This is a genomic window from Lentzea sp. CC55 (assembly GCF_021056325.1).
GTDB classification, from domain to species: domain Bacteria; phylum Actinomycetota; class Actinomycetes; order Mycobacteriales; family Pseudonocardiaceae; genus Lentzea; species Lentzea jiangxiensis.
The window spans coordinates 593,112-619,314 of the sequence record NZ_JAJCXE010000019.1; the positions used below are offsets into that span (position 1 = coordinate 593,112).

The window sequence follows — 26,203 nt, forward strand, 5'->3', positions numbered from 1 at the left end:
GATCAGCGGATCAGTGGCACGGGACGCCGAGGGCGTGGCGGCCGTCGTGGAAGAACTCGTGCAGCAGCTCCGAGCTCGCGCCGAGCGCGAGGCCGTTCTCCTGCAGGACCAGGTAGGTGACGATCAGGCCGAGCAGTGAGACGGCGAAGGCCCACTTGGGCACGCGGACGGCGGACAGGCTTGCTGCGGGGCTCGTCATGACGGGCTCCTCCATACCTCGTGGAAGGTCAACTCTCCTTGCGGCGCCGCAGCCGGTCTCCTGACTCCCGGATCAACGCTGCCCCCGCGTCTTCCCAGCCCCTCGCGGGACCAGTGACGTGCTCGGCGGGGATCGCTTCCCGGTCACAGTGGCGAGGACCGCGCCGGATTCACACCGGCTTCCCGTCACTGCGGCGCGTGCACCGTAAGTTCACCGGCCGGTCAGGCACAACCGGCCATAAGAGTTGTTGCGTTCCTCACTTCACGAGCGGACAGTCGCCGCACTTCCCACCTGCGGCGACGCGGTAGTAGAGGCAGCAACTCCTGCGCACGAACCCGACTTCGCCGGGAAAGCTCAGGAATGTGCCGGCCTGTTCGAACGGCGGTGCGCTCATGAGCAGTTCGCCCCGTTCTTCCGCTTCCTCCGCCGTGAGCATCTGTGCGCGCACAACCATTTTCAGCGCACCCGCGATGTTCGACATCGCGTTGCCCCACAACAACCCTCGCGCCACCGGCGTGACCGACTCGATCGCCTCGACCACGGGTTCCAGCGCCTCGGCGGCGGGCGGACCGAGCCGCGGCTCGTCGATGCGGACGCTCAGGCCGTTGACCGGGTGGTGCTGCCACCACAGGTTCTCCGGCCGGACGTCGATCGGGAGGTTCGCGGCCGTGAGCGGGCTGAGCAGCCGCGCGGTGTAGCCGAGGAAGAACAGGCTCGCCGCGACGCGGGGTTCCTCCGCCCGGTACCGGACAGCGATGGCGTCGATGGTGTTCTTGAGCGCCGGGCCCTCCAGGAGCGCCGTTCCCGGCGACCAGGAGTCGTCCGGACGGCCGACGTCGAGCGCGAAGAAGGGGTTGATCCCGCGCACCCGGCGCAGCGCTGCGAGGACCTCCGCGAATTCGGACACGGGAATTCACGCTACCGGGTGTTCATGCAGGACAGATCACGTCCACGGCCTGGGACAGATGCGACCGCGGTGCGGACCGGGGTCCGGGGGATGGGAGGATGTGGAGCCGTGAAGACCTTCGATTCCCTGTTCGCAGAGCTGACCGGACGAGCCGCCACCAAGCCGGAGGGATCCGGCACCGTCGCAGCGCTCGAGGCCGGGGTCCATGCGCAGGGCAAGAAGGTCCTGGAGGAGGCGGGCGAGGTCTGGATCGCCGCCGAGTACGAGTCCGACGAGAAGCTCGCCGAAGAGATCTCGCAGCTGCTGTACCGCCTCCAGGTGCTGATGCTGGGCCGCGGCCTGACCCTCGAAGACGTCTACAAGTACCTCTGACGGAGACCCTCACATGCTGCGCGTAGCAGTCCCGAACAAGGGTGCGCTCGCCGAACGCGCCTCCGCCATGCTCACCGAGGCCGGCTACCGGCAGCGGCACGAGCCGCGCGACCTGACCGTGCTCGACCCGAACAACGAGGTCGAGTTCTTCTTCCTGCGCCCCAAGGACATCGCGATCTACGTGGCGTCCGGTGACCTGGACCTCGGCATCACCGGCCGCGACCTGGCCGCCGACTCGGGCGCCGACGACAACGGCTCCTCCGTCGAGGAGCTGCTGGCGCTGGGCTTCGGCGCCTCGACGTTCCGCTACGCGGGCCCTCGCGGCACCGACTGGAAGGTCTCCGACCTCGAGGGCAAGCGCCTCGCCACCGCCTACCCGAGGCTCGTGGGCCGCGACCTCGAGGCCCGCGGCATCACCGCGCAGGTCATCCGCCTCGACGGCGCCGTCGAGATCTCGATCCAGCTCGGCGTGGCCGACCTGATCGCCGACGTGGTGGGCTCCGGCCGCACGCTGCGCCAGCACGACCTGGTGCCGTTCGGCGAGCCGATCTGCGAGTCCGAGGCGGTCCTGATCCACCGCAACGGCACGGAGCTGACCGCCGCCAAGAAGCAGCTGACGGCCCGCCTGCAGGGCGTCGTGTTCGCGCAGCAGTACCTGATGCTCGACTACGACTGCCCGCGCTCGCTCCTCGACGACGCCATCGCCCTCACCCCGGGCCTGGAGTCGCCGACGGTCGCCCCTCTCGCGAACCCGGAGTGGGCCGCCGTGCGCGCGATGGTGTCGCGCAAGGAGGCGAACAAGGTGATGGACGAGCTGGCCGCCATCGGCGCCAAGGCCGTGCTGGCCTCGGACATCAGGTTCTGCCGCCTGTGATCACGGAGCACGCCCTGCTGGACGTGCTGCCGGGTTCCGAGGCCGAGTTCGAGTGGGCGTTCGGCGAGGCGCGGGAGCTGATCTCCGCCTCGCCGGGCTTCCGCGGCCTGGAACTGCTGCGGTGCCTGGAGGCGCCGTCGCGCTACCTGCTGCTCGTGCGCTGGAACACGCTGGAGGACCACACGGTCGGCTTCCGGCAGGGACCCTCCTACGAGCGGTGGTCTTCGTTGCTGCACCGCTTCTACTCGCCGTTCCCGGTGGTGTCCCACTTCGAGAGCGCCCTGAGCACCTCGTCGTCCGTGGTCTGATCGAAGTCCTCGTACCAGGTGCTGACGGCCCGGAAGTGCCTCGGGACGAGGACGGCGACGGTTCTCGTCGTGAAGCTCCGCAGCGACTCCCCGGCCGCGACGGGAACGGCCAGGGTGGTGCTGCGCGGGCAGTGGTGCGCGATCCACCCGAGCGCCGCCTTGGCCGTGACGCCGGTGGCCAGGCCGTCGTCCACGAGGATGACGTCGCGGTCCCTGATGACCAGCGGCTTCGTGCCCCGGTAGAGGGCGGTGCGCCTCCGGGCTTCCGCGCGTTCCTCGTCGCAGATCCGGCCCAGCTGCTCCTCGGTGAGGTTCAGGGCCCGGAGCACCGCTCTGTCGTAGATCGGTGCGCTGTCGGCCGTCACCGCGCCCACGCCGTACTCGGGGTGACCGGGAGCGCCGATCTTCCTCGCCACGACCACGTCGAGCTCGGCGTGCAGGTGCTCGGCCACCTCCCTGGCGACCGGGACGCCGCCTCTGGGCAGGCCGAGGACCAGCGGGTCGTGCCACGAGCGGTCGGCGAGTCGCGCTGCCAGGGCGCGGCCCGCTTCCTTCCGGTTCGCGAACCTCTTCACAGTCCCGTTGACGCTACGCCCCTGCGAGGCCGGTCGGACAGGCCGAGGACATCGGTGGTCGTGCGGCCCGAGCCCGCGCGGGTGGCGAACCGGAACAGCATCGAGGCACGTCCCGGTGCCGGCCGCGGTACGCGGAAACTCACCCGGATGTGTCGGCCGCGGGTCTTCGTGGCGGTGGTGGGGCTGCGATTCCTGTCGTGGCCTGCGTCAGCGTTCGCGGACGAACAGCGCCTGCGCCGTCGTCCCCACCGGCCCCTCCACGTCGTGCACCACGCTGGTCGCGAGCCCGACCCCGTCCTGCCCGATGGTGGTCCGCGCGTCCAGGCCGATCCACTCGCCGGCGGGCGAGCGGTGCAGGTGCACCGTCAGGTCGGTGTTGATGGCGTACCACTTGCGGATGTCCAGACGGGACGAGACGCCGCTGGCCGAGTCCACCACGGAGAACAGGCGCTCCAGCGGGGACGGCTCCGAGCCCTCGACGACGGCCACGCGTGGGCGGGCCCACACCTGCGCGTCGCCCGGCGTGAAGATGCCGCCGGACAGGGAGAGCCACTCGACGGCGGCCAGGTAGCCACCGGACCAGTGGTCCGGGATCTCCATCGGCACGGCCGACGTGGGCGGTGCGAGCGGCGGCGGTGCGCCGGCGGCGACGGCGGTGGTGTCCGCGCCGACGATGCGCCACGCGCGGGCCGTCAGCACCGCGCGGCCCTGGAAGGACAGCGAAGCCGCCAGCAGCTCCACCGAGCGACCCGGGCGTTCGACCGAGGTGGCGACCGCCAGGTCGGCGACCGGGACGGGACCGAGCACCTCGAACGTCACGCGGGCCAGGGCGGACGACGGGGTGCCCAGGTCTTGCAGGGCGCGGACCAGCAGGGCCGAGGGCGGGCCGAGGTGCTGGCTGTCCGGGCCCCACGGGCCCACCGTGTGCTGCGTGGAGCGGAACGTGCCGTCGCCCAGCGGCTCGTAGAAGGCGGCCATCAGTCGCGGTCCCGGAGGGCCTCGGCGTCGTCGGGCTCCGGCCAGCCGGGGTAGGGCGGCGGGGTGCCGTCGAAGGCCGGGCAGAACGCCTTGTGGTCGCAGTAGTCGCACAGGCGGCTGGGATTGGGGCGGAAGTCGCCCGTCGGGGCGGCGCGCATGATGGCCTGCCAGATCGCCTCGAGGGTGCGTTCGAAGCGGGCAAGCTCCGACTCGTCCGGCGTGTAGGCGAGGGCCTGGCGGTCGGCGAGGTACATCAGGCGCAGCTGGCGGGGGACGACGCCGCGCAGCTTCCACAGCACGAGCGCGTAGAACTTCATCTGGAACAACGCCTTCGCCTCGCCGATCTCGCGGGGCGCGGCACCCGTCTTGTAGTCGACGACGCGGATCTCCCCCGTCGGGGCCACGTCCACGCGGTCGATGTAGCCGCGCAGCAGCACGCCGGAGGACAGCTCGGACTCGACGAGCAGCTCGCGGGACTCCGGTTCGAGGCGCCGGGGGTCCTCCAGGCCGAAGTAGCCGTCGAGCAGCTTCGTGGCCGACGCGAGCCACTCCGCTTCCTCGGCGCCGCCCGGCTCCTCGAACAGCGTGGCGAACTCCGGGCGTTCGGCCTTCACGCGCTCCCACGCCGGGGCGATCATCGCCCGCGCGCGGTCCGGCACGCGGTCGGCGGCGGGCAGGGCGAACAGGTCTTCCAGCACCGCGTGCACCACCGTGCCGCGCACCTGAGCCTTCGTCGGCCTCTCCGGCAGCCGGTCGACCGCGCGGAACCGGTAGAGCAGCGGGCACTGCTTGAAGTCCCCTGCCCGGGAAGGCGAGAGCGCGGGCCTGCGCAACGTGGTGCTCATGCTTCGCACCCTAGGACAGGGGTCTGACAATCCCGTTCCCGCCACCTGGCCGCGCACCAGACCGCGAGATCACACCGGTGGCTCTACAGTGCTCCCGTGGCCGCGCGGACCAGCGAACGAGAGGGCGGCCTGCTGCTGTTCCGGGTGGCGGGCATCCCGGTGCTCCTCGCGCCGTCGTGGTGGATCGGCTCGGCGATCATCGTCGCCTTCTACGCCCCGCTGGTCGACGACATCGCCCCCGGCACACCGGCGGGAACCGGCCTGCTCGTCGCCGCGCTCTTCGCCGTGTTCCTCGGTCTGAGCGTCCTCGCGCACGAGCTCGGCCACTGCGTCGCCGCCCTGCGGCTCGGCCTGCCGGTGCGAAGACTGCGCCTGTACCTGCTCGGTGGGCTGTCCGAGATCATGCGCACTCCCGGCAGACCCAGCCACGAGGGGCTGGTCGCCGGCGCGGGACCGGCGGTGTCGGTGGCGCTGGCGGTGGTCTTCGGCGTCGGCGGCTTCGCGATGACGCCCGGTGGCGTGCTGTGGCTGCTCGTCGTGCAGGTCGCCGGGGCGAACCTGGTGGTCGCCCTCTTCAACCTCCTGCCCGGCCTGCCGCTGGACGGCGGGCGGATCGTCCGGGCGGGAGTGTGGGCCGCCACAGGTGAACGGGCGGCGGGCACCCGTGTCGCCGTGTTCGGTGGTTTCGCCGTGGCCGCCGCACTGGTGGCGTGGGCGCTCTACGGAGTCGCGGCGGGCGCGGAAGACCGTTGGCTGCGCTTCGGTGTGTGCGTGCTCACGGCGTGGGTCGTCGTCGCGGGCGCGAGAAGTGAACTGGCCAGCGAACGGCGCCGTACCTGGCCCGCCGGCGTGACCCTCGAGGACCTGATCCTCCCCGTGCTCCAGCTCCCCGCCGAGAGCCCCGTCGCGGACGCGCTGAGCACCTCGGCCGGCCGGGGCGTGGTGCTGGTGCGCGCGGACGGCGTCGCGGCGGGGCTGCTCGACGCCGTGGCGGCCGAGAAGCTCGCCGCGGCGAGCCCCTTCGCCCCCGCGGAGCAGGCGGCCGAGCCGATCAGGCCGGAGACGGTGCTCCTCGCCGACGAGCCCGGCGAGGAGATCGTGGAACGCGTCCGGGGCACCGCCGCGTGGCAGTTCCTCGTCGTCGACCTGGAGGGGCGCCCGGCGGGCGTGCTGCGCAGGGAGGACCTGCGTGCGGCCATCGAGAAGGGCGTTTGACACCATTGCGCGGTGATTAGCGCAAGTGGACCGTTCCAGCCGGGTGACCGGGTTCAGCTGACCGACCCCAAGGGACGGCACTACACGGTCGTCCTGGAGCCCGGCAAGGAGTACCACACCCACCGCGGCGCCATCCCGCACGACTCGCTCATCGGCCAGCCCGAGGGCTCGGTCGTCGCGTCGGTGGGCGGCACGAACTTCCTGGCGCTGCGCCCGCTGCTGCCGGACTACGTGCTGTCGATGCCGCGCGGCGCGCAGGTGATCTACCCGAAGGACGCCGCGCAGATCGTCATGTACGGCGACATCTTCCCGGGCGCCCGCGTCCTGGAGGCGGGCGCCGGCTCCGGCGCGCTGTCGTGCTCGCTGCTGCGCGCGGTGGGGGAGAAGGGCAGCGTCCAGTCCTACGAGGTGCGCGACGACCACGCGGTCCACGCCATCCGCAACGTGGAGACGTTCTTCGGCGAGCGCCCCGGCAACTGGTCGATCACCGTCGACGACGTCAAGAACCACCGGGGCGAGGTCGACCGGGTCATCCTCGACATGCTCTCGCCGTGGGAGGTGCTGCCCACGATCGCGGAGAACCTCATCCCCGGCGGCGTCCTGGTCGTGTACGTCGCCACCACCACGCAGCTGTCCGTGGTCACGGAGGCGTTGCGCGAGCAGACCTGCTGGACGGAGCCGCACGCGTGGGAGACGCTCGTCCGCCCGTGGCACGTCGTCGGTCTCGCCGTGCGCCCCGAACACCGGATGATCGCGCACACCGCCTTCCTGCTGACCGCGCGCAAGCTCGCTCCCGGCGTGACGGCGCCCAAGCCGCAGCGCCGCCCCAGCAAGGGCTGACGCCTGTCCGGTTCCGGACGAGGATCCGGGATCTGTCCCGCAAGGTGATGATCGCCGTCGTCGCGCCGCGGGGTGTTCGGCGACGTACGAGCCTTTCAGCGGCGTCCACGAGGTCGGCTGGGACGTGTCCGAGTGCACGTCGTCCATCCAGCAGGTGCTTGATGTGCGGACGTGATCGAGCCCCGACCGGACGTCGGTCGCCTTCTGCCGCGAGTCGCACCAGGCGATCGGCGCGTCCACGCGGTTCCCGCGGAGCCGGCGCGAACGACGAGGGCCCCGCACTCCACCGGAGTGCGGGGCCCTCGGGCGTCAGGTCAGTTGCCCTCGATCTTGTCGATGCCGCAGACCTTCCAGTCACCGCCTTCCTTGGTCAGCTTGTAGATGATGCTGCCCGAGGTGGTCTTGCCGGGGTTGGCGGGATCGACGAGCCCGGTGAGCTTCTGCGTGAACGTGCCGGTGCTGCCCGACGTCTTGACCTCCGTCACGGTGGCCGTGGCGGTCGTCTGCGGCTGGCCGGACTGCGCCTTCAGCTTCGGGAACTCCGCCGTGCACACGAGGTCCTTGACGTCGTTCGGGCTGCTGCTGCCCGCGCGGACGCCCTTCAGGACGATCTCGGTGAACTCCTCGGCGACGTCCTTGGCCGCCGAGTCGCCTCCGCTCGACGAGCTCTTGGAGGACGGCGCGGTCGGCTTGCTGCTGCCGTTCGCCGGGTCCTGGGACGCCGCGGTGGGCGCGGCGGTCGTGCTGTTGTCGTCGGACTTGTCGGTGAAGTAGAAGAACCCCGCGATGCCGCCGCCGACGAGCACCAGCACACCGACGAGAACGCCGATGACCAGGCCGGTGTTGCTCTTCTTCGGAGGCGGGGGACCGCCGAACCCGCCGGGCTGGCCGTAGGGCTGCTGGCCGTAGGGGCCCGGCTGGCCGGGCTGCTGGCCGTAGGGGCCGGGCTGTCCGTACGGGCCGGGCTGGCCCTGCTGCGGGAAACCGCCGCTCTGCGGTCCCTGCTGGCCGAACGGGTTCTGCTGGGGCTGGCCGTAGGGCCCGGGCTGGCCGGGCTGCGCGGCGGGGCCGGGCTGGCCGTAGCCCGGCTGCGGCTGCTGGCCGTAACCCGGTTGCTGCGGCGGCTGCTGCCCGTAGGGCCCTGGCTGCTGGGGCGGGTAGGTCATGGAACTTCCCCCGGAGGTGGTGTGGGGACCCGGCGGTGACTTCTCACCTGGTCGTCGGGATCTTGATGTCCTTGGTGAGCGAGCAGAACTTCCAGTCGCCCGAGATCTTCCTGAACTTCACCTCGGTGTCGGCGCTGGAGCTCTGGCCGGCGACGTTCGTGGAGATGGTGACCTTGACGGTGGCCTCGTTCCCGTTCACCGTCGCGTCCTTGACCTTCGCCTGGGGCTTGAACTGCTTGGCGAGCTCCTCGGCCTGCTTGCGCTGCTCGGGGGTGAGGCTCTCGAGCTTCTTCTCGGCCTCCTTGGCCTCGTCGAGCACCTCCTGGCAGGCCATCGACTTGGCCTTGGCGGTGTTCCCGGAGAGGCCGGCCGCGTAGTACTCCTCCGCGACCTTCTTGACCTCGGCGGCCTCGTCGGAACCGCTGCTGTCGGAGTTGCCGGGGTCCGACGAGCCGCTGGAACTGGTGGAGCTGCCGGAGTCGTTGCCGCTGAGCACGACGGCGGCCGTGATGCCACCACCGACGAGCACGAGGACACCCAGGACGACGCCGATGATCACACCGGTGTTGCTCTTCTTCGGGGGCGGGGGACCGCCGAACCCGCCGGGCTGGCCGTAGGGCTGCTGGCCGTAGGGGCCGGGCTGTCCGTACGGGCCGGGCTGGCCCTGCTGCGGGAAGCCGCCGCTGTGCGGTCCCTGCTGGCCGAACGGGTCCTGCTGGGGCTGGCCGTACGGCTGCCCGTAGCCGGGCGGCGGCTGCTGGCCGTACCCGGGCTGCTGGCCGTGACCCGGCTGCTGCGGCGGCTGCTGCCCGTACGGCCCACCGGGCGGCGGCTGCTGCCCGTAGGGCCCGGGCTGCTGCGGCGGGTAGGTCATCGAAACTCCCCCGAATCGGATGAGGTGATCTTTCCTCGACATTGTGGTACTTCACCGGGCGGTCCGCGGCCGATTGACGCCTGTCGACACGCGCGAGTGGTCATGCACACGCCCTGCAGTCGCGCTCCGGTCACGCGAAGGTCGTGTCTGATAACGATTGCGGCAACTCCAGCGGGAATCGAGCGCGATGCTCTGCGCTGTCGGTGTGGTCCGCCGTACGCGTGGGCGGAACCACCCGGTTGGCCGCACGCCCACCGGTGGCACCGGCGGTCCGCTCGCGCGGATCTTCGGACGGACCCGAACGGAGTGGGTTGCGGTGCGTGACCGCCGAACGGATCAACGGCTCGTCCACCTGGTGGGACGGCGGGGGATCGCCGCCCGTCGCCGGGCCGTGAGCCGCACCAGGCGCGTCCCCGGTCGTCCGAGGGTGGTCGCGGAGCGTGGGAGCCGGGTGCCCGCACAGGTGCTCCCATGACCCTCTCCTCGGACTTATGCGCAGGTGGGCTGGCGTGTCGCGGTGCGAAACGCCGGTGGTGGTCTCCGGGACGCACCGTAGCGGGTGGGCTGGTGGGCCGGACACCGAGATGGAGCAGTTGACCTCTCCCGGAGGTGCGGTCGTTGCATCACACGGGCGAAGATGATGTTGTGTGTACCCCATTTTGTCGGTGATCGCCGGTACCGTAATCGGTACGAACACGGGAGGAGGGTGCCGACATGCAGCACGGTCATCCCGGCAGCCAACCCGATGAGGGTGGCGAGCTGAACCAGGGCAACAATTCCGCTGAGCTGACTGCGCAGATCAGGTTCCTCGAGGACGAGATCGCGTCGTTGCGTCGCAAGCTGACCGAGTCGCCGCGGCACACGCGGTTGCTGGAGCAGCGCTTGGCTGAGGCGACAGAGCGCGTCAGCCAGCTGACCGAGCGAAACACGAAGCTCATAGACACCCTCCGAGAAGCACGAAGCCAGCTGCTCGCGCTCCGCGAGGAGGTCGACCGGCTGGCGCAGCCTCCCAGCGGGTACGGCGTCTTCATGGCGCGGTACGACGACGGGACGGTGGACGTCTTCACCTCCGGCCGCCGGATGCGGGTCGCCGTGTCCCCGGCGGTCGAGCCGGAGAAGATCGCCTACGGCCAGTCGGTGCGCCTGAACGAGGCGCTGACGGTGGTCGAGGCCGGCGGGTTCGAGCGTTCCGGTGAGGTCTGCGCACTGCGGGAGGTGCTCACCGACGACGGTGAGGACACGATCGCGCGTGCGCTGGTCGTCGGCCACGCGGACGAGGAGAGGGTGGTCTGGCTCGCCCAGCCGCTGCTCGACTCGCCGCTCAAGCCCGGCGACTCGCTGCTGGTCGACTCGAAGGCGGGCTTCGCCTACGAACGGGTCCCCAAGGCCGAGGTCGAGGACCTCGTGCTCGAGGAGGTCCCGGACATCGACTACAACGACATCGGTGGCCTCTCCCGGCAGATCGAGCAGATCCGCGACGCCGTGGAGCTGCCGTTCCTGCACGCCGACCTGTTCCGCGAGTACGAGCTGCGCCCGCCCAAGGGCGTGCTGCTCTACGGCCCTCCCGGTTGCGGCAAGACGCTCATCGCCAAGGCGGTGGCGAACTCCCTGGCCAAGAAGGTGCGGGAGATCCGCGGCGAGACCGACAAGCAGGCCAAGTCCTACTTCCTCAACATCAAGGGCCCCGAGCTGCTCAACAAGTTCGTCGGTGAGACCGAGCGGCACATCCGCCTGATCTTCCAGCGGGCTCGTGAGAAGGCGTCCGACGGCACCCCGGTGATCGTGTTCTTCGACGAGATGGACTCGATCTTCCGCACCCGTGGTTCGGGTGTGTCGTCCGACGTCGAGACGACGATCGTGCCCCAGCTCCTCGCCGAGATCGACGGCGTCGAGGGTCTGGAGAACGTCATCGTCATCGGCGCCTCCAACCGCGAGGACATGATCGACCCGGCGATCCTCCGCCCGGGCCGGCTCGACGTGAAGATCAAGATCGAGCGGCCCGACGCCGAGGGCGCGAAGGACATCTTCAACAAGTACCTGACTCCGAACCTCCCGCTGCACGCCGACGACCTCGCCGAGTTCGGCGGGGACCCGAAGGCCTGCATCGAGGGCATGGTGCAGCACACCGTGGAGCGCATGTACGAGGAGTCCGAGGACAACCGGTTCCTGGAGGTCACCTACGCCAACGGTGACAAGGAGGTCCTGTACTTCCGGGACTTCAACTCCGGCGCCATGATCCAGAACATCGTCGACAGGGCCAAGAAGGCGGCGATCAAGTCGCTGCTCGACACCAAGCAGCCCGGGCTCTCCGTCCGGCACCTGCAGGCGGCCATCCTCGACGAGTTCGCCGAGAACGAGGACCTGCCGAACACGACGAACCCGGACGACTGGGCTCGCATCTCGGGCAAGAAGGGCGAGCGGATCGTCTACATCCGCACGCTCGTCACCGGGAAGAACCAGGACACCGGCCGCGCGATCGACACGGCCACGAACACCGGCACGTACCTGTAGCACGAGCCCGGACGGAACCGCCCCGGTCGCTTCTCGCGGCCGGGGCGGTTCCACGCTGTCACGCGCCCGCGGACGTGGAGCGCCGCGATCAGCAGCGCCATCACGACAGCCCGCTCACACGGCGTTCGTGTGCAGCCGCCGTGCACGCGAACCGCGCCGACCCGGCGTTGCCGGCGCACCGACGCGTCGGCTCGCGGTGGACGTTGAGCTCAGGGCACCTGGCGTCGTGGCTGACGCTCGCGGCCCTGCTCGTGGTGGCGCTGCTAGCGGACCAGTCCTGACTCGTAGGCCGCGATCACCAGCTGGGCGCGGTCGCGGGCGTGCAGCTTCGCCAGCAGGTTCCCGATGTGCGTCTTCACCGTCCCGGTGCTGACGTGCAGCTCGGCCATGATCTCCGCGTTGGACAGCCCGCGGGCGATCAGCAGCAGGACCTCCTTCTCCCGCTCGGTCACCCGCTCCAGGCCGCGCACCACCGGCGAGTCGGGCCGCCGGACGAACTCCGAGATCAGCCGGCGCGTGACCGACGGCGACAGTAGCGACTCGCCGGACGCCACCACGTGGACCGCCCTCAGGAGCTCGGCGGGCGGGGTGTCCTTGAGCAGGAAACCCGAGGCGCCGGCGCGCAACGCGCCGAAGACGTACTCGTCGAGGTCGAACGTCGTCAGCACGAGCACGCGCGGTCCGTCGATCAGCCCGGTGGCCTCGATGCCGTCCATCTCGGGCATGCGGATGTCCATCAGCACGACGTCGGGCCGCAGGGAGGCCGCCAGCGCGACGGCCTCGGCGCCGGTGCCCGCCTCGCCGACGACGGTCAGACCGGGGTCGTTGTCGACGAGGAGGCGGAAGCTGGCGCGCAGCAGCGCCTGGTCGTCGGCGATCAGCACGCGCGTCATCGGTGCGGCAGCTCCGCGACGACCCGGAAACCGCCGTCCCCGCCCGGTCCGGCGCTGAACGTGCCGCCGTAGACGGCGACGCGTTCGCGCATGCCGATCAACCCGTGTCCCGCTCCGAGCTCCTTCACGCCGGGACCGTCGTCCGCCACCTCGACGCGCACCGCCCGGGGTGTCACGTCGACCAGGACCCTGCACGACGCGGGTGCCGCGTGCTTCACGACGTTCGTCAGCGCCTCCTGCACGATCCGGTACGCGGACAGCCCGACGCCCTCGGGCACGGCGGAGTCGCCCCGCACCTCCAACGAGACGCGCACGCCCGCGAGCGACGCGCGGTCGGCCAGGTCGGCGAGGCCGTCGAGGCCGGGGGAGGGGGTGAGGTCGGCGTCGGAGCGCAGGACGCCGAGCAGGCCGCGCATCTCGTTCAGGGCGGCGCGGCTCGTCTGCGAGATCACCTCCAGCGCCTGGTAGGCGTGCTCGGGTGAGCGCACGTGTGCGGCGTTGCCCGCCTGCACGGCGATCAGGGAGAGGTTGTGCGCCACCACGTCGTGCAGCTCGCGGGCGATGCGCAGGCGTTCGTCGGACAGCGCCCGCTCGGCCTGCTGCGCGGTTTCCCGCGCGAAGTAGGACCGCCGCATCCGGGTCGTGTAGCCGATGACCCAGACGGCGCTCATCGCCGCCAGGACGACCAGCACGTTCTCGGGCTCGCCGCCGGAGACACCGGAGATCGCGACGACGGCGAACGCGAGGCAGGCGAGCGACCACGTCCGGGAACGGTCGACGGCCACGGTGTAGAGCGCGAAGCACACGGCGCCGACCGGGGCGCCGAGCGCCTCCGTCGGCAGCACCTGGCCGACCACCACCGCCGCCGTGGCGACCGTGCTGACCACCAGGCAGGTCACGGGCCAGATCCGGCGGACGGCGACCGGCAGCGCGACGAGGAGGGCGCCGGGGACCACCAGCCACCACGGCTTGTCCTGGTGCTCCACCATCGCGTAGCCCACGAGGACGCCGATGACCACCGCGGCGGTGAGGTCGACCAGGTAGAGGTGCAGTCGTGCGATCACGGCCACGACGTTAACGAGCGTGCGCCCGAACCGCCTCGGACCACGGTCCGATACCGCGGTTCGGCCCTCGGGCCGATCCCTCCGCACGGCGAACGGCCCACTCTCTTCCGCATGATCGAGGTGCGGAACCTGACGAAGAGATACGGCGGCACGACGGCCGTCGACGACCTGTCGTTCACCGTCCGGCCGGGACTGGTGACGGGCTTCCTCGGCCCGAACGGTGCCGGCAAGTCCACGACGATGCGGATGATCCTCGGCCTCGACCGGCCCACCGGTGGCGAGGCGCTGGTCGGCGGCAAGCGGTACGCGGACCTCGACCAGCCGTTGCGGCACGTCGGCGCGCTGCTCGACCCGGCGGCCGTGCACCACGGCCGCAAGGCGCTCGACCACCTGCGCTGGATCGCCGCGAGCAACGCGATCCCGCAGCGGCGCGCGGTCGAGCTGCTGGAGCAGGTCGGCCTCGGAGGCGTGCGGCACAAGAGGATCCGGGCGCTCTCGCTCGGCATGAAGCAACGGCTCGGCGTCGCGGCGGCGTTGCTCGGCGACCCGCGGGTGCTGATGTTCGACGAGCCCGTCAACGGCCTCGACCCCGAGGGCGTGCGGTGGATCCGCGACCTCATGCGGAGCCTCGCCAACGAGGGCAGGACGGTCTTCGTCTCCAGCCACCTGATGAGCGAGATGGCGCTGACCGCCGACCACGTCGTGATCGTCGCAAGAGGACAGCTGATCACGCAGACGCCGATGGAGGCGTTGACGCGCAACGGGTCCCTGGAGGACGCCTACCTCGAACTCACCTCCGGGAGGGGACTGTGAAGAACGCGCTCGCCGCGGAGTGGCTGAAGCTCCGGACCGTCCGGGCTCCCCGCGGCATCCTGCTGGCCATCGGCCTCATCCTCCTGTTCGGCGCGTCGATCTCCTTCTTGATCGTGCGGGACTACGACACGTCTCCGGCCGCCGAACAGGCGAAGTTCGCCTCCGCCGACTCCAGCGTGGTGATCACGCCGGTCGTGCAGTTCCTCGTCGCCGCTCTCGGCGCTCTCGTCGCGACCTCGGACCCGCGGCTCGCCGCGCTGACCGCCGTGCCGAACCGGAAGCGCCTGCTGGTGGCCAAGACCGCGCTCGTCGCCGCGACGTCCGCGGTGCTCGGAGCCGTGGCGCTGGCGGTCAGCACCGGCGTGAGCCGGGTGATCGCGGGAGACCGGCCACCACCGATCGCGCCCTGGGACACCGTGGGCGACGTGCTGCCGTGGGCGGGTACCGCGGTGCTGTCGATCCTGGTGACGGGCCTGATCGGACTCGGGACCGGCCTCGTGGTGAGGTCCACGGCCGTGACGGTCGTGGTCGTGGGCGTGCTGCTGTGGGGCCTGCCGGCCATCACGCCCATGCTGCCTGATCCCTGGAACGTCGACGCGTCCGCCGTGATGGTGCCGTACCTGGTGTGGGAGGTGGCCGGGGTCGTCGAGGACGCCCCGCTGGGCCCGCTCGCCGCCACCGCTGTTTTGGCGCTTTACGCACTGGTCGCGCTGGGTGCCGGAACTGCGACCCTGCTGCGACGGGACGCTTGACTCCTCCCAGGGCCGGCCCTATGGTCGTCTGTACCTTTAATCGGTAAGGAAACTTACCTAACTAATCCGCCGCCGACAGTCCGAGAGGAGACGCTGAATGGCTTGGCAGAAGTCCGTGGTGGCGCTCGCCGCAGCAGTAGTGCTTCCGTTGACCGGAGTGATGGCGGGCAGTTCCGTCGCCGCCGCACCCGCCGGTGACGTCTCCGCCACCGCGCTGCCGCCGGGCTCACCCGCGGCGGTCAACGGCCAGCTCAAGGTGTGCGGCGTCAAGCTGTGCAACAAGAACGGCAAGCAGATCCAGCTGCGCGGCATGAGCACGCACGGCATCCAGTGGTACTCCCAGTGCGTCAAGACCGCGTCGCTGGACGCGCTCGCGAACGACTGGAAGGCGGACATCCTCCGCATCTCGATGTACATCCAGGAGGGCGGCTACGAGTCGAACCCCCGGAAGTTCACCGACATGGTGCACGGCTACATCGAGGAGGCCACCAAGCGCGGCCTGTACGCGCTGGTCGACTGGCACCAGCTCTCGCCGGGCGACCCGAACCACAACACCGAGCGCGCCAAGACGTTCTTCAAGGAGATCGCCCAGCGCCACAAGGACAAGACGAACATCATCTACGACATCGCGAACGAGCCGAACGGCGTCACGTGGTCACGGGTGAAGTCCTACGCGGAGGCCGTCATCCCGACGATCCGCGCGGCGGACCCGGACAGCCTCGTGCTCGTGGGCACGCACGGCTGGTCGACGTTCGGCCTGTCCGACGGCAAGGACGTCAACGAGGTCAGCCGCAACAAGGTCAACGCCTCGAACCTGATGTACACGTTCCACTTCTACGCGAAGGACCACCGCGACTCGTACCTCAACGCGTTGCGCACGGTCTCGAGCCAGGTGCCGGTCTTCGTCACCGAGTTCGGTTCGCAGGAGGCCTCCGGTGACGGTCCCAACGACTTCACCATGGCGAACAAGTTCATCGCGTTCATGAAGGAGGCCAAGATCTCCTGGACGAACTGGAACTTCTCCGACGACCACCGCACGGGCGCGGTGTTCAGGAGCGGCACGTGCTCCGGCAGCAGCTTCGCCGGTGAGGGCCCGCTGAAGGACGCCGGCAAGTGGGTGCGCAACCACATCCGCACGGCGGACGACTTCTGATCCCACCCGGTTCGGCCGACCCCGGCGGGTCACGTGAGCGGCGGTCCTGCGGGGCCGCCGTTTACCGTTGGGGGCATGGCACAACTCGCGCTCGGTCTGGCGTCACTCGGTCGTCCCGCCTACATCAACCTCGGCCGTGAGGACGCGTTGCCGCGCGTCCGCGACGTCGACTCGATGCGCGCGCAGTGCCACCGCGTCCTCGACACCGCCTACGAGCTGGGCATCCGCTGGGTCGACGCGGCCCGCTCGTACGGGTTGTCCGAGGACTTCCTGTCGTCCTGGCTTCCCGGCCACGACGACGTGACGGTCTCCAGCAAGTGGGGCTACGCCTACACCGCGGACTGGCGGCCCGACGCCGAGGTGCACGAGGTCAAGGAGCACTCCCTGGCCCGGTTCACCCGGCAGTGGCAGGAGACCTCCGCGCTGCTGCCGCGCGTCGACCTCTACCAGGTGCACTCGCTGACGGCCGACAGCCCGCTGTTCGAGGACGCCCGGCTGCGCGACGCGATGACCGGGATCGGCGTCCCGCTCGGGTTCTCGACGTCCGGGCCCGGGCAGGCGGACACGATCCGCAAGGCGCTCGACCTCGGCGTCTTCCAGTCCGTCCAGTCCACCTGGAACCTCCTGGAGACCTCTGCGGGCGACGCGCTGCAGGAGGCGCACGACGCCGGGCTGCGCGTGATCGTCAAGGAGGGCTTGGCCAACGGGCGGCTCGTCGTGGACCCGCCGCCGGCGGTGGCGGCGCAGGCGGAGGCGCTCGGCGTCGGCCCGGACGCGGTCGCGCTCGCCGCCGTCGCCCGCCAGCCGTGGGCGGACGTCGTGCTGTCGGGCGCCGCCAGCCCGGAGCAGCTGCGGTCCAATGTGGAGGCGCTGCGCGTCGACGTGGACCTGCCGGAGCTGTCCGAACCCGCCGAGCGGTACTGGAAAACCCGTTCCGGGCTCGCCTGGAACTAGTTACGGTGGCGCCGTGAGCGCTGCGCCCGTCGAGGCTTTCGACCCCCCGTACTACGCCGTTGTCTTCACCACCGTCCGCACCGACGACCAGACCGGCTACCGCGAGACCAACGCGCGCATGGAGGAACTGGTGCGCCAGGTCCCCGGCTACCTCGGGATGGACCACGCCCAGAACCCCGGCGGGCTCGGCATCACGGTCGCGTACTTCCGCGACGCCGACGCCCTCACGCGGTGGCGGACGGACCTGGAGCACCGGGCGGCGCAGAAGCGCGGCCGCGCCGACTGGTACGAGAGCTACACCCTGCACGTGGCCAAGGTCGAGCGCAGCTCCGGCTTCAAGCGCTCCGAACAGTCCTAACCCCGGCGCCGCAACCACTCCCGGCCGATCGCGCGGCCGTCCGGGACGAGCGGCCAGTCCGGGTCCTCGATCCTGCCGCGCAGCTCGCCGGCGTCCATCCACCCGCCCCAGGCGACCTCCTCGGGCTGGTGGGTGAACGGGCCGTCGGTGTGCGTTTCGTAGACCCACGCGTGGTAGCGCGTCAGCTCGTCGACGTAGGTCGTCCGGAACAGCGGCGTCAGCGGTGCCTCGACGCCGAGCTCCTCGCGCAGTTCGCGGACCGCCGCGCTGTCCGGCGTCTCGCCCGCGTCGATCACGCCGCCCGCCGAGAAGTCGTACAGGCCGGGGTAGATGTCCTTGGTGTCCGTGCGGCGGTGGACGTAGACCCGTTCGCCGTCGCAGGAGAACACCACCGTCAGGACGCAGCCGTGCCAGAGGTTCTCCGCCCTCATCCGCTCGCGCGTCACCTCGCCGATGACGTTGGCGTCCTCGTCGTAGAGGTTGATCATCCCCGTGTCCTCCTGTGGTCGTACGCGAGCTTGCTACCCCAGTCCGACGCCCGCTGATCGCCCCCCTTCCTACCTTCGTGACCATCGGACGTCACCGAGGAGGATTCGTGTCCACTTCCCTGCGGCTCGGCGTCGCCGAGTTCCGCGCCCGGCCGGGCCGCGCGCTGCTGCCCGGCGTCGCGCTCGTCGTCGGCGTGGCCTGCCTGCTGGCCGCCCTGGTGCTGAGCGACGCGCTCGGCCGGTCGGTCGACGAGGGCGCGCCTCTCACACCGTCCTCCGTCGGACACGTCGTGGAGGTCGAGCCGCACCAGTACGACAGCGACACCCCCGCGGCGAACCAGGCGGAGCTCGACGACGCGTTGCTGGGCAAGCTCTCCGCGGTCGGCAGGGCGGTGCCGGTGCAGGTGGCGCAGGCGGACCTGCTCGACGCGAACGGCCGCGCGGGGCAGCACCGGGCCGAGGTGCACGTCCAGCAGCCGGACCTGGTGCGCTGGCCGCTGGCCGAGGGCAGGCAGCCGGCCGCCGGCGGCGAGATCGCCGTCGACAAGATCACCGCGTACGAGCGCGGTCTGAAGCCCGGTGACGCGATCTCGCTCGCGGCCGCCGACGGCAGGCCGTTCGAGGTCACCGTCAGCGGTGTCCTGAAGAGGGGCGCGGTCGACTCGCGGCCCGTCCTGGTCGCCGGTCCCGATCTCGCGCGCAAGCTCGACCCGCGGCCGCACACCAAGCAGGTCTGGGTGATCGGTGGAGCCCGTGACGCCGTCAAGGCCGCGGCGGGCGCCTCCTACGTCGTGTGGAACCCGGACCCGGACGCCGACAGGGTCGGTGACGACCTGAAGTTCGTCCTCCTGCCGTTCAGCATTCTCGCGCTGGCGACCGCTGTGTTCGTTGCCGCGGCCACGTTCCGTGCGGTCTATGCGCAGCGTCAGCGGCAAACGGCGTTGCTGAGGTGCATCGGGGCGCAGCGCGGGCCGTTGGTGCGCAGGAGCTTGTTCGAGGCGCTGGTGACGGGTGCGGTCGCGGGGATCGGCGGTGCGCTGCTCGGCGGGCCGATGGCGTGGGCCCTCGCGAGGACGTTCGACGTCACGGGCATCTCCGTGCTGTTCGGGGCGGTCGAGCTCAGCCCCGACCTGCTGCCGTCGCTCGGGTACGTGGTCCTCGGCGTCGCCGTCGCCGCGGTGCTCTCGGTCGTCGCCGCCGTTCGTCCCGCGATCAACGCCGCGCGTGTGTCGCCTCTCGCCGCGTTGCGGGACGCCGACAACGAGGTGCCGAAGCGCTCCGTGCGTCGTCTTCGGCTCGTGTTCGGTCTTCTGTTCACCGGTGGCGCCGCGGTCCTCGCGCTGGCGGCCATCGCGGCCAAGGGCACCGCGGCGGCGCCCCTCGCCGTCACCTTCTCCGCGATCGCCGCGGTGACGGGCCTGTTCTGGATCCTCGGCCCGGTCACGGTGCCGTTCATCGCGCGGCTGTTCGGCAGGATCGGCGGCACGCACTGGAAGCTCGCCGGCGCCGAGGTGCGCAGGATGCCGCAGCGGTCGGCGTCGGTCGCGCTGCCGTTGCTGCTGGCCAGTTCGATGGTGACGTTCTTCCTGGTCCTGCTCGGCACCGCGCAGGAGATGACCTACACGTTCGCCAACGAGGAACGCCCGGACGCCACCGTCGTCGACGCGGGGGAGCGGCCGCTGCCACCGATCCCCGCGCAGGACGGCGTGGCCGCGAGCGTCGTGCTGCACCGGGCCGAGACCGGTGCCGGCGCCGACCCGGAGCAGTTCAAGGCCTGGCTCGCGGCGCAGAACGTGCTCGGCGCCGAGCGGTTCACCTCCGGGACGGCGATCGTGCCGCAGCACTGGGGAGACCGGCCCTTCGTCGAGGCGGGTGGCAAGCGGTACGAGGTCGTCGGAACGGTGCCCGGCACGCTCACCGGCTATACGCCGGTCCTCGGCGGCCTGACCTCGGGACCGGCCGAGAAGGTGCTCGTCGCCCTGGAACCGGGGACGGATCCGGCGCGGTTCCGGGCCGGGTTGCAGGCGGCGCTGCCGGACAACCCGACGGTCATCGTGCAGACCGACGCCGACGAACGCGCGGAAGCCGACCGGTACATGCACCTCGGCACCGTGCTGATGATGGTGCTGCTCGGGCTGAGCGTCGCGGTGGCCGTGACCGGCATCGGCACGGCGCTCACGATCTCCGTCCAGGAACGCCGCAAGGAGCTCGCCCTCAGGCGCGCCTTGGGCGTCACCCGCGGCGGGCTGCAGGGCGGTGTCATCGCCGAGGCGGTCATGCTCGCCCTCGTCGGGGTCGTCGGCGGTGGCGTGCTCGGGTTCGGGTACGCGGTGGTCGCGATCCTGTCCGTCGGGATCCCGCTGGTGCTGCCGGCCGTCTCGGTGGTGTTGCCGCTGGTCATCGGCGCGGTGACGGTCGTCGTCCTCGCCGTGCTGGCCGCTTTCGGGCCTTCTCGCGGCGCCTCGCGGATTCGTCCTGCAGCAGGATTGGCGTCCGGGTGAATAGGGTGGGGGGAGTTTCACCGTGAAGCTCCCCTCACGCTGTTGTCCGGGGTCAGGTCATAAGGTGTGGCGTATGCGGCGGATCATGGGAACCGAGGTCGAGTACGGCATCGCGGTGCCGGGAGACGCGACCGCGAACCCGGTGCTCACTTCGACACAGGTGGTGCTCGCGTACGCGGCGGCGGCGGACATACCGCGCGCCAGGCGGGCGCGCTGGGACTACGAGGTGGAGTCGCCGCTGCGCGACGCCCGCGGGTTCGACCTGGGCAGCCCCGGCGGGCACTCCGCCGACTCCGACGTCGAGGACCTGGGCGCGGCGAACGTCATCCTCACCAACGGCGCGCGGCTCTACGTCGACCACGCGCACCCCGAGTACTCGGCGCCCGAGGTCACCAACGCGCGTGACGCGGTGATCTGGGACAAGGCGGGGGAGCGGGTGATGGAGGAGGCGGCGCTCAAGGCCGCCACCGTGCCCGGCCAGCCCCGCCTGCAGCTCTACAAGAACAACGTCGACGGCAAGGGCGCGTCCTACGGCACGCACGAGAACTACCTGATGCAGCGCTCGACGCCGTTCACGGCCGTCATCGCGGGCCTCACGCCGTTCTTCGCGTCGCGCCAGGTCGTGACCGGGTCCGGCCGGGTGGGCATCGGGCAGTCCGGCGAGGAGGCCGGCTTCCAGCTGTCGCAGCGCTCCGACTACATCGAGGTCGAGGTCGGCCTCGAGACGACGCTCAAGCGCGGCATCATCAACACCCGCGACGAGCCGCACGCGGACGCGGACAAGTACCGCCGCCTGCACGTCATCATCGGCGACGCGAACCTCGCCGAGTACTCCACGTACCTCAAGGTCGGCACGACCTCGCTGGTGCTCGACATGATCGAGGCCGGTCAGCGGTTCGACGACCTGCGCATGGTCGACCCGGTGCGCGCCGTGCACCAGATCAGCCACGACCCGACGCTGAAGACCAAGGTCGAGATGACCGGCGGGCGCAAGTTCACCGGCCTCGACGTGCAGTTCGCCTACCACGAGCGCGCCATGGCGTTCGTGGAGAAGGAGGGCGTCGGCGACCGCGAGGTCCTGCGCGTCTGGGGCGAGGTCCTGAACGACCTCGCCAAGGACCCGTCGCTGTGCGCCGACCGGCTCGACTGGGTCGCCAAGCTGCGGCTGCTCGAGGGCTACCGCCAGCGCGACGGCCTCGCCTGGGGCTCCGCGCGGCTCAACCTCGTCGACCTGCAGTACTCCGACGTCCGCCTGGACAAGGGCCTCTACAACCGCCTGGTCGCGCGCGGCTCGATGAAGCGCCTGGTCAGCGAGGAGGAGGTCATCGCGGCCATCACCACGCCGCCCGAGGACACGCGGGCGTACTTCCGCGGCCGCTGCCTGGAGCGCTACCCGACCTCGGTCGCGGCCGCGTCGTGGGACTCGGTGATCTTCGACCTCGGTCGGGAATCACTCGTGCGGATTCCGACGCTCGAACCGCTCCGAGGCACGAAAGCCCACGTCGGAGCGCTGCTGGAAGCCTCCGACACCGCCGAGCAGCTGGTGGACGCGCTGACTCGCGGGTGATCGTCTACCCGAGTGGCTCACAATTTTTGTCGGTGCCGCTGGGTAGTGTTCTTGTCAGGCGAGTCAGTGGGAGGCCGAGATGTCCCAGGAACAGAAGCAGCACCAGGGCGGTGGCGACGGCGACGAGGGTGCCGACGGCGCCGCCGGAGCCGGTCAGGAACGCCGCGAGAAGCTCGGCGAGGACGTGGACGCGATCCTCGACGAGATCGACGACGTGCTCGAGGAGAACGCGGAGGACTTCGTCCGCGCATACGTGCAGAAGGGTGGTCAGTAGGCCTTCGGGGGCCTGTTGACCACTTCGGGGACGGGAGAACAACCAACACATGGACAACAGCTCGACCGGGCGTCACCCGGCCGCGGCGCTGCCGACGGCGTACCTCACGCCGGGCTCGTCGTCGTTCACGGACTTCCTGCGGGCCCAGGCACCCGACATGCTGCCCAGTGCCCGGAAGCTCCCGGAGGGGACCGTCCAGGCCCCGCACGGGACGACGATCGTCGCGGCCACCTACAAGGGTGGTGTCGTGATCGCCGGTGACCGGCGGGCCACGATGGGCAACGTCATCGCCCAGCGCGACATGAAGAAGGTCTTCGTGACCGACGACCACTCGGCCGTCGGCATCGCGGGCACCGCGGGCATCGCGATCGAGATCGTGCGGCTGTACACGGTGGAGCTGCGGCACTACGAGAAGATCGAGGGCGTGCCGCTGTCGCTCGACGGCAAGGCGAACCGCCTCTCGGCGATGATCAGGGGCAACCTCGACGCGGCCATGGCGGGCCTCGCCGTGGTGCCCCTGTTCGCCGGGTACGACACCTCCGCCGCCGACCCGGAACGCGCCGGCCGCATCGTGTCCTACGACGTCACCGGCGGCCGCTACGAGGAGTCGCACGGCTACCAGGCCGTCGGCTCGGGCTCGCTGTTCGCGAAGTCGGCGCTCAAGAAGCTCTACGACCCGGACGCGGACGCCGACGCCGCGATCCGCTCGGTCGTCGAAGCCCTCTACGACGCGGCGGACGACGACTCGGCCACGGGTGGCCCGGACCCGGTCCGCCGCCTCTACCCGATCGTGGTCACGATCAACGGCGCCGACGGTGCCGTCGAGGTGCCGGAGTCGCAGGTCCAGACGGTCGCCGACGCGGTCGTCGAAGGCCGCCGGTCCCGCCCCGCAGGCTGAGTCCCCCACAGGTCCGACGTCAGGAGCACCACCCATGACGATGCCGCTGTACGCATCGGCAGAGCAGGTGATGCGCGATCGCTCCGAGTACGCCCGCAAGGGCATCGCGAGGGGTCGCAGCGTCATCGTGCTGAAGTACGCGGACGGCATTCTGTTCGTCGCGGAGAACCCCTCCAGCACGCTGCACAAGGTCTCGGAGATCTACGACCGCATCGGCTTCGCCGCGGTCGGCCGCTACAGCGAGTTCGAGAACCTGAGGCAGGCCGGCATCCGGTTCGCCGACGTCCGCGGGTACCAGAACGACCCGCGCGACGTCACCTCCCGTTCGCTGGCGAACGTCTACGCCACGACCCTCGGCACCTACTTCACCGAGCAGATCAAGCCCTTCGAGGTGGAGATCTGCGTGGCCGAGGTCGGGGACACGGCCGAGTCGGACACGCTGTACCGGTTGACCTACGACGGGTCCATCGTGGACGAGCCCCAGTACATCGTGATGGGGGGCACCGTCGATGCCGCCAACACGGCGCTGAAGGAGGCCTTCGCCGACGGGTTGTCGTTGGCCGAGGCCGTTCCTGTTGCCGTGAAGGCGTTGTCGGCCGGGTCCCCGTCCACCGGGAACGGGTCCGCTGAGCTGCTTCCGGCCGCCAAGCTGGAGGTCGCCGTGCTGGAGCGGGCCCGGCCTCGGCGGGCTTTCCGGCGGATCGCCGGGGCGGCGCTGGACGCCCTCATGCCCGCGCCCGTCAAGGACGGGAAGGCCGTGGAGGACGTCGAGCTGCCCGGGGACGAGTCCTCGAAGTAGGCGTCGAGTTCCGGTGCTGGGCCCCTGGCTTCGGCCGGGGGCCCTTCGCACGTCTCGGGTTCGGCTGGGCGCGCCGGGTTGGGTGAGTCGTCTCCTCGTTCCCGCTGCCTCCGGCACCGTCAGACGTCTGTCTTCTCCGGATCGGGCTGTGCCTGGTGGCGCAGCAGGCTCGACTCGCAGTGGTCGAGCCAGCGCAGCTCGGCCTCGGCCTGGAAGATCGTCGCGTCGAGCACGAGCAGCCACGGCAGGCCGGCGGGACGGGTCTTGAGCCTCGTGCACTCCTGCAGCGTGCGTGTGGTGGCGGTGCGCTGCGTCCTCACGACCTCGGCGACGTCGACGCCCGGTGTGGTGATGGCGAGCGCGAGCTTGATCGCCACCTCGTCGCGGGGGCGGTCGCCGCGCCGCACGGGCGTGGCGAACCACTTCTCCAACTCGTCGCGGCCGTGCGGGGTGAGCTCGTAGGGGCGCTGGCCCTGGTTCTCGGGCAGCGCGGCGACCAGGTCGTCGCGCTCCAGGCGTGACAACGTCGTGTAGACCTGCCCGATGTTCAACGGCCACGTGCCGCCGGTGGCCGCGTCGAACGCCGCCCGCAGCTGGTAGCCGTACATGGGCCCGCGTTCGAGCAGCGCCAGCAGACCGTGTTTGACCGACATGCACGCCGAGTTTGCCTACCGGGTATGTACCTGGCAAACGGTGAAGCGGAAAGAGGCGTGCGGGCGGCTCCGGCTTCAGGAACCCTGGACGGTGCCGGAGACGTCCGGCGTGCAGTCGGACTGGGGGAACGACGTGGTGGACGCCGCACGGGGGCGAGCCGGGGAGGTGCGCCTGCTGGGAGCACCGGGCCGCTCCAGGGGCACGCCGGGGCTGCCCGTGGAGATCAGGAGCTACGAACCGGAGGACGAGGTCCCGTGGCTGCGGTGCCGCGTGCTCGGGTTCCTCGCGACCAGCTACCACGACGACGTGTGGCAGGTCAGGCACCGCACCGACCTGGAGCTGGTCGCGGTCGTCGGGGACGTGGTGGCCGGGATCCTGGACGTCTCGGTGCCCGGAGCCGAGGCGACCATCGGCACGGTGGTGGTGCACCCGGACCACCAGGGCCGGGGGATCGCCACGGCACTGCTGGACGAGGCGGTGCCGCGGCTGGAGCGGTGCGGGGTGCGGACGCTCGACGCCTGGCCGCGGGAGGACCGTTCCGCGCTGAAGTGGTACGCGCACAACGGTTTCAGGGAAGAGCAGCACCACCTGCACGTGCACGCGACCGCCGAGGAGCTCGGCACGGTGCTCGTCGCGAAGCACGGCCTGGTCCCGGCCGGGGCGTTCCTGCACGCGCGGATCGAACGGGAAACCGAGATGCGCCAACGGTTCGAGCGCGTCCACGTGTGCCGCAGGGTGGTGCGCGAGCTCAGACCGTGATGCCGGTGAGCCGGGGGATCGTCGCGGTGCGTCCGGCCAGCAGCACGACCAGCGCCTCGATCGGGCCGCTGATCTCGGCGCCCTCACCCGCGGACCAGTCCGCGTCGGTGGCGACGAGGCGGTGACCCTCGAAGCGCTTGCGGGCGTGGAACGGGAAGCCCATGCGCCACAGGTCGTCCGCCGCGACGACGGCGGCGTCGACCGGCATGTGGCGTTCGACGCCCAGCGGCAGGGCGATGTCCTGCGCGTGGACCATGGAGTCCATCAGCGCGTTCTTGAGCGTCTGGCCGGGTGCCAGCTTGCGGTTGCCGACGATGCCGCGCAGCTCCGCGACGAGCTCGCCGGTCGGTCTGCGCGCTTCGGCGCGCGAGGTCTGGTCGACCATGCGGTTGAAGCTGCCGCGCGCCTTGGCGAACGCGACCAGGACCGCGCCGATCCCCAGGCGCGGGCCCAGTGACAGGTGCGCCGCGACCTCGCGCACCGTCCAGCCCTCGCACAGCGACGGGTAGGACCACTCCACCTCGGTCAGTCCGGCGAGGAGCTCGGCGGTCGCCGCGCGTTCGGTGTCGACCACCTGCCACATCCGAGTCTCGTCCATCGCGGTTCTCCTCT

Annotated in this window: 29 protein-coding genes, 1 pseudogene and 1 riboswitch; of the genes and pseudogenes, 18 read left to right on the forward strand and 12 right to left on the reverse strand. The window is 70.8% G+C overall.

Features of this window, described 5'->3' with window-relative positions:
* Positions 1-10 precede the first annotated feature (10 nt).
* Both L6E10_RS14535 and L6E10_RS14540 read right to left on the reverse strand, forming a co-directional pair.
* Complete coding sequence (locus L6E10_RS14535) at positions 11-199, reverse strand: CbtB-domain containing protein (RefSeq protein ID WP_089955709.1); 189 nt, start codon at positions 197-199, stop codon at positions 11-13.
* Positions 200-252: 53 nt separating this feature from the next.
* A riboswitch (cobalamin riboswitch) is annotated at positions 253-385 on the reverse strand.
* Positions 386-455: 70 nt separating this feature from the next.
* Entirely contained in the window at positions 456-1,106 is a 651-nt protein-coding gene (locus L6E10_RS14540; RefSeq protein WP_236220033.1) for a (2Fe-2S)-binding protein, read from the reverse strand.
* Between the two features lie 108 nt (positions 1,107-1,214).
* Between L6E10_RS14540 and L6E10_RS14545 the strand changes: the two genes are divergently transcribed.
* The 3 genes from L6E10_RS14545 to L6E10_RS14555 are packed head-to-tail and all read left to right on the forward strand — an operon-like array spanning position 1,215 to position 2,660.
* Positions 1,215-1,478 carry a phosphoribosyl-ATP diphosphatase gene (locus L6E10_RS14545; RefSeq protein WP_090098071.1) on the forward strand — a complete coding sequence of 88 codons (264 nt, stop codon included), beginning with the start codon at positions 1,215-1,217 and terminating at the stop codon, positions 1,476-1,478.
* Positions 1,479-1,491: 13 nt separating this feature from the next.
* Entirely contained in the window at positions 1,492-2,352 is an 861-nt protein-coding gene (gene hisG, locus L6E10_RS14550) for an ATP phosphoribosyltransferase (protein ID WP_236220034.1), read from the forward strand.
* Positions 2,349-2,660 (forward strand): antibiotic biosynthesis monooxygenase, encoded by a 312-nt coding sequence (locus tag L6E10_RS14555; RefSeq protein WP_236220035.1) that lies wholly within the window; start codon positions 2,349-2,351, stop codon positions 2,658-2,660. The genes hisG and L6E10_RS14555 overlap by 4 nt, the downstream gene beginning before the upstream one ends.
* On the opposite strand, the gene L6E10_RS14560 is transcribed toward L6E10_RS14555, so the two are convergent.
* The 3 genes from L6E10_RS14560 to L6E10_RS14570 all read right to left on the reverse strand — a co-directional run bounded on the left by L6E10_RS14560 (position 2,594) and on the right by L6E10_RS14570 (position 5,058).
* Entirely contained in the window at positions 2,594-3,235 is a 642-nt protein-coding gene (locus L6E10_RS14560; RefSeq protein ID WP_236220036.1) for a phosphoribosyltransferase, read from the reverse strand. The two genes, L6E10_RS14555 and L6E10_RS14560, sit on opposite strands and share 67 nt — an antisense overlap.
* A gap of 207 nt (positions 3,236-3,442) precedes the next feature.
* On the reverse strand, positions 3,443-4,216 hold the full coding sequence (locus L6E10_RS14565) for a thioesterase family protein (protein WP_236220130.1): 774 nt from the start codon (positions 4,214-4,216) through the stop codon (positions 3,443-3,445).
* On the reverse strand, positions 4,213-5,058 hold the full coding sequence (locus L6E10_RS14570; protein ID WP_236220037.1) for a PD-(D/E)XK nuclease family protein: 846 nt from the start codon (positions 5,056-5,058) through the stop codon (positions 4,213-4,215). Before L6E10_RS14570 ends, L6E10_RS14565 begins: the two co-directional genes overlap by 4 nt.
* 96 nt (positions 5,059-5,154) lie before the next feature.
* Here L6E10_RS14570 and L6E10_RS14575 point away from each other — a divergent pair, with 96 nt between their 5' ends.
* A complete protein-coding gene (locus tag L6E10_RS14575) occupies positions 5,155-6,273 on the forward strand; it encodes a site-2 protease family protein (RefSeq protein ID WP_236220038.1) in 1,119 nt (372 codons plus the stop codon).
* Between the two features lie 15 nt (positions 6,274-6,288).
* Positions 6,289-7,113, forward strand: coding sequence for a tRNA (adenine-N1)-methyltransferase (locus L6E10_RS14580; protein ID WP_236220131.1), 825 nt, complete (start codon positions 6,289-6,291; stop codon positions 7,111-7,113).
* A 314-nt stretch (positions 7,114-7,427) separates the two neighbouring features.
* Here L6E10_RS14580 and L6E10_RS14585 read toward each other — a convergent pair whose 3' ends face one another.
* A complete protein-coding gene (locus tag L6E10_RS14585; protein ID WP_236220039.1) occupies positions 7,428-8,279 on the reverse strand; it encodes a hypothetical protein in 852 nt (283 codons plus the stop codon).
* A 43-nt stretch (positions 8,280-8,322) separates the two neighbouring features.
* Complete coding sequence (locus L6E10_RS14590; RefSeq protein WP_236220040.1) at positions 8,323-9,153, reverse strand: hypothetical protein; 831 nt, start codon at positions 9,151-9,153, stop codon at positions 8,323-8,325.
* A gap of 714 nt (positions 9,154-9,867) precedes the next feature.
* Between L6E10_RS14590 and arc the strand changes: the two genes are divergently transcribed.
* On the forward strand, positions 9,868-11,664 hold the full coding sequence (gene arc / locus L6E10_RS14595; protein WP_089912058.1) for a proteasome ATPase: 1,797 nt from the start codon (positions 9,868-9,870) through the stop codon (positions 11,662-11,664).
* Positions 11,665-11,804: 140 nt separating this feature from the next.
* Complete coding sequence (locus L6E10_RS14600) at positions 11,805-11,945, forward strand: hypothetical protein (protein ID WP_236220041.1); 141 nt, start codon at positions 11,805-11,807, stop codon at positions 11,943-11,945.
* Here L6E10_RS14600 and L6E10_RS14605 read toward each other — a convergent pair.
* Together L6E10_RS14605 and L6E10_RS14610 are read right to left on the reverse strand one after the other, a co-directional pair.
* A complete protein-coding gene (locus L6E10_RS14605) occupies positions 11,928-12,557 on the reverse strand; it encodes a response regulator transcription factor (protein ID WP_236220042.1) in 630 nt (209 codons plus the stop codon). The two genes, L6E10_RS14600 and L6E10_RS14605, sit on opposite strands and share 18 nt — an antisense overlap.
* A complete protein-coding gene (locus L6E10_RS14610; RefSeq protein ID WP_236220043.1) occupies positions 12,554-13,621 on the reverse strand; it encodes a sensor histidine kinase in 1,068 nt (355 codons plus the stop codon). The genes L6E10_RS14605 and L6E10_RS14610 overlap by 4 nt, the downstream gene beginning before the upstream one ends.
* Before the next feature lie 111 nt (positions 13,622-13,732).
* Here L6E10_RS14610 and L6E10_RS14615 point away from each other — a divergent pair.
* From L6E10_RS14615 to L6E10_RS14635, 5 genes and pseudogenes are all read left to right on the forward strand, one after another.
* Positions 13,733-14,380, forward strand: a pseudogene (locus tag L6E10_RS14615) (ABC transporter ATP-binding protein); the annotation flags it as partial.
* 50 nt (positions 14,381-14,430) lie between these two features.
* On the forward strand, positions 14,431-15,186 hold the full coding sequence (locus L6E10_RS14620) for an ABC transporter permease (RefSeq protein ID WP_236220044.1): 756 nt from the start codon (positions 14,431-14,433) through the stop codon (positions 15,184-15,186).
* A 97-nt stretch (positions 15,187-15,283) separates the two neighbouring features.
* The gene (locus tag L6E10_RS14625) at positions 15,284-16,339 is read left to right on the forward strand and encodes a glycoside hydrolase family 5 protein (RefSeq protein ID WP_236220045.1); all 1,056 of its coding nucleotides are present in this window, start codon (positions 15,284-15,286) and stop codon (positions 16,337-16,339) included.
* Positions 16,340-16,414: 75 nt separating this feature from the next.
* The gene (locus L6E10_RS14630) at positions 16,415-17,293 is read left to right on the forward strand and encodes an aldo/keto reductase (protein WP_236220046.1); all 879 of its coding nucleotides are present in this window, start codon (positions 16,415-16,417) and stop codon (positions 17,291-17,293) included.
* Between the two features lie 13 nt (positions 17,294-17,306).
* On the forward strand, positions 17,307-17,651 hold the full coding sequence (locus L6E10_RS14635) for an antibiotic biosynthesis monooxygenase (protein WP_236220047.1): 345 nt from the start codon (positions 17,307-17,309) through the stop codon (positions 17,649-17,651).
* Here the strand turns inward: L6E10_RS14635 and L6E10_RS14640 are convergent.
* A complete protein-coding gene (locus L6E10_RS14640; protein WP_236220048.1) occupies positions 17,648-18,139 on the reverse strand; it encodes an NUDIX domain-containing protein in 492 nt (163 codons plus the stop codon). The two genes, L6E10_RS14635 and L6E10_RS14640, sit on opposite strands and share 4 nt — an antisense overlap.
* A 107-nt stretch (positions 18,140-18,246) precedes the next feature.
* On the opposite strand from L6E10_RS14640, the gene L6E10_RS14645 reads away from it, so the two are divergent.
* The 5 genes from L6E10_RS14645 to prcA all read left to right on the forward strand — a co-directional run bounded on the left by L6E10_RS14645 (position 18,247) and on the right by prcA (position 24,178).
* A complete protein-coding gene (locus tag L6E10_RS14645; protein ID WP_236220049.1) occupies positions 18,247-20,640 on the forward strand; it encodes an FtsX-like permease family protein in 2,394 nt (797 codons plus the stop codon).
* A 73-nt stretch (positions 20,641-20,713) separates the two neighbouring features.
* Positions 20,714-22,207, forward strand: coding sequence for a depupylase/deamidase Dop (dop, locus tag L6E10_RS14650; protein WP_236220050.1), 1,494 nt, complete (start codon positions 20,714-20,716; stop codon positions 22,205-22,207).
* Between the two features lie 79 nt (positions 22,208-22,286).
* Positions 22,287-22,481 carry a ubiquitin-like protein Pup gene (locus L6E10_RS14655; protein ID WP_236220051.1) on the forward strand — a complete coding sequence of 65 codons (195 nt, stop codon included), beginning with the start codon at positions 22,287-22,289 and terminating at the stop codon, positions 22,479-22,481.
* Positions 22,482-22,530: 49 nt separating this feature from the next.
* The gene (gene prcB / locus L6E10_RS14660) at positions 22,531-23,379 is read left to right on the forward strand and encodes a proteasome subunit beta (protein WP_236220052.1); all 849 of its coding nucleotides are present in this window, start codon (positions 22,531-22,533) and stop codon (positions 23,377-23,379) included.
* Between the two features lie 34 nt (positions 23,380-23,413).
* Complete coding sequence (gene prcA / locus L6E10_RS14665) at positions 23,414-24,178, forward strand: proteasome subunit alpha (RefSeq protein WP_236220053.1); 765 nt, start codon at positions 23,414-23,416, stop codon at positions 24,176-24,178.
* 119 nt (positions 24,179-24,297) lie between these two features.
* Here prcA and L6E10_RS14670 read toward each other — a convergent pair whose 3' ends face one another.
* Complete coding sequence (locus tag L6E10_RS14670; protein ID WP_236220054.1) at positions 24,298-24,831, reverse strand: PadR family transcriptional regulator; 534 nt, start codon at positions 24,829-24,831, stop codon at positions 24,298-24,300.
* 91 nt (positions 24,832-24,922) lie between these two features.
* Here L6E10_RS14670 and L6E10_RS14675 point away from each other — a divergent pair, with 91 nt between their 5' ends.
* Complete coding sequence (locus tag L6E10_RS14675) at positions 24,923-25,591, forward strand: N-acetyltransferase (protein WP_236220055.1); 669 nt, start codon at positions 24,923-24,925, stop codon at positions 25,589-25,591.
* Here L6E10_RS14675 and L6E10_RS14680 read toward each other — a convergent pair.
* Positions 25,581-26,189: a maleylpyruvate isomerase family mycothiol-dependent enzyme gene (locus L6E10_RS14680; protein ID WP_236220056.1), complete on the reverse strand. Its 609-nt coding sequence runs from the start codon at positions 26,187-26,189 to the stop codon at positions 25,581-25,583. The genes L6E10_RS14675 and L6E10_RS14680 overlap by 11 nt on opposite strands.
* Positions 26,190-26,203: the final 14 nt, after the last annotated feature.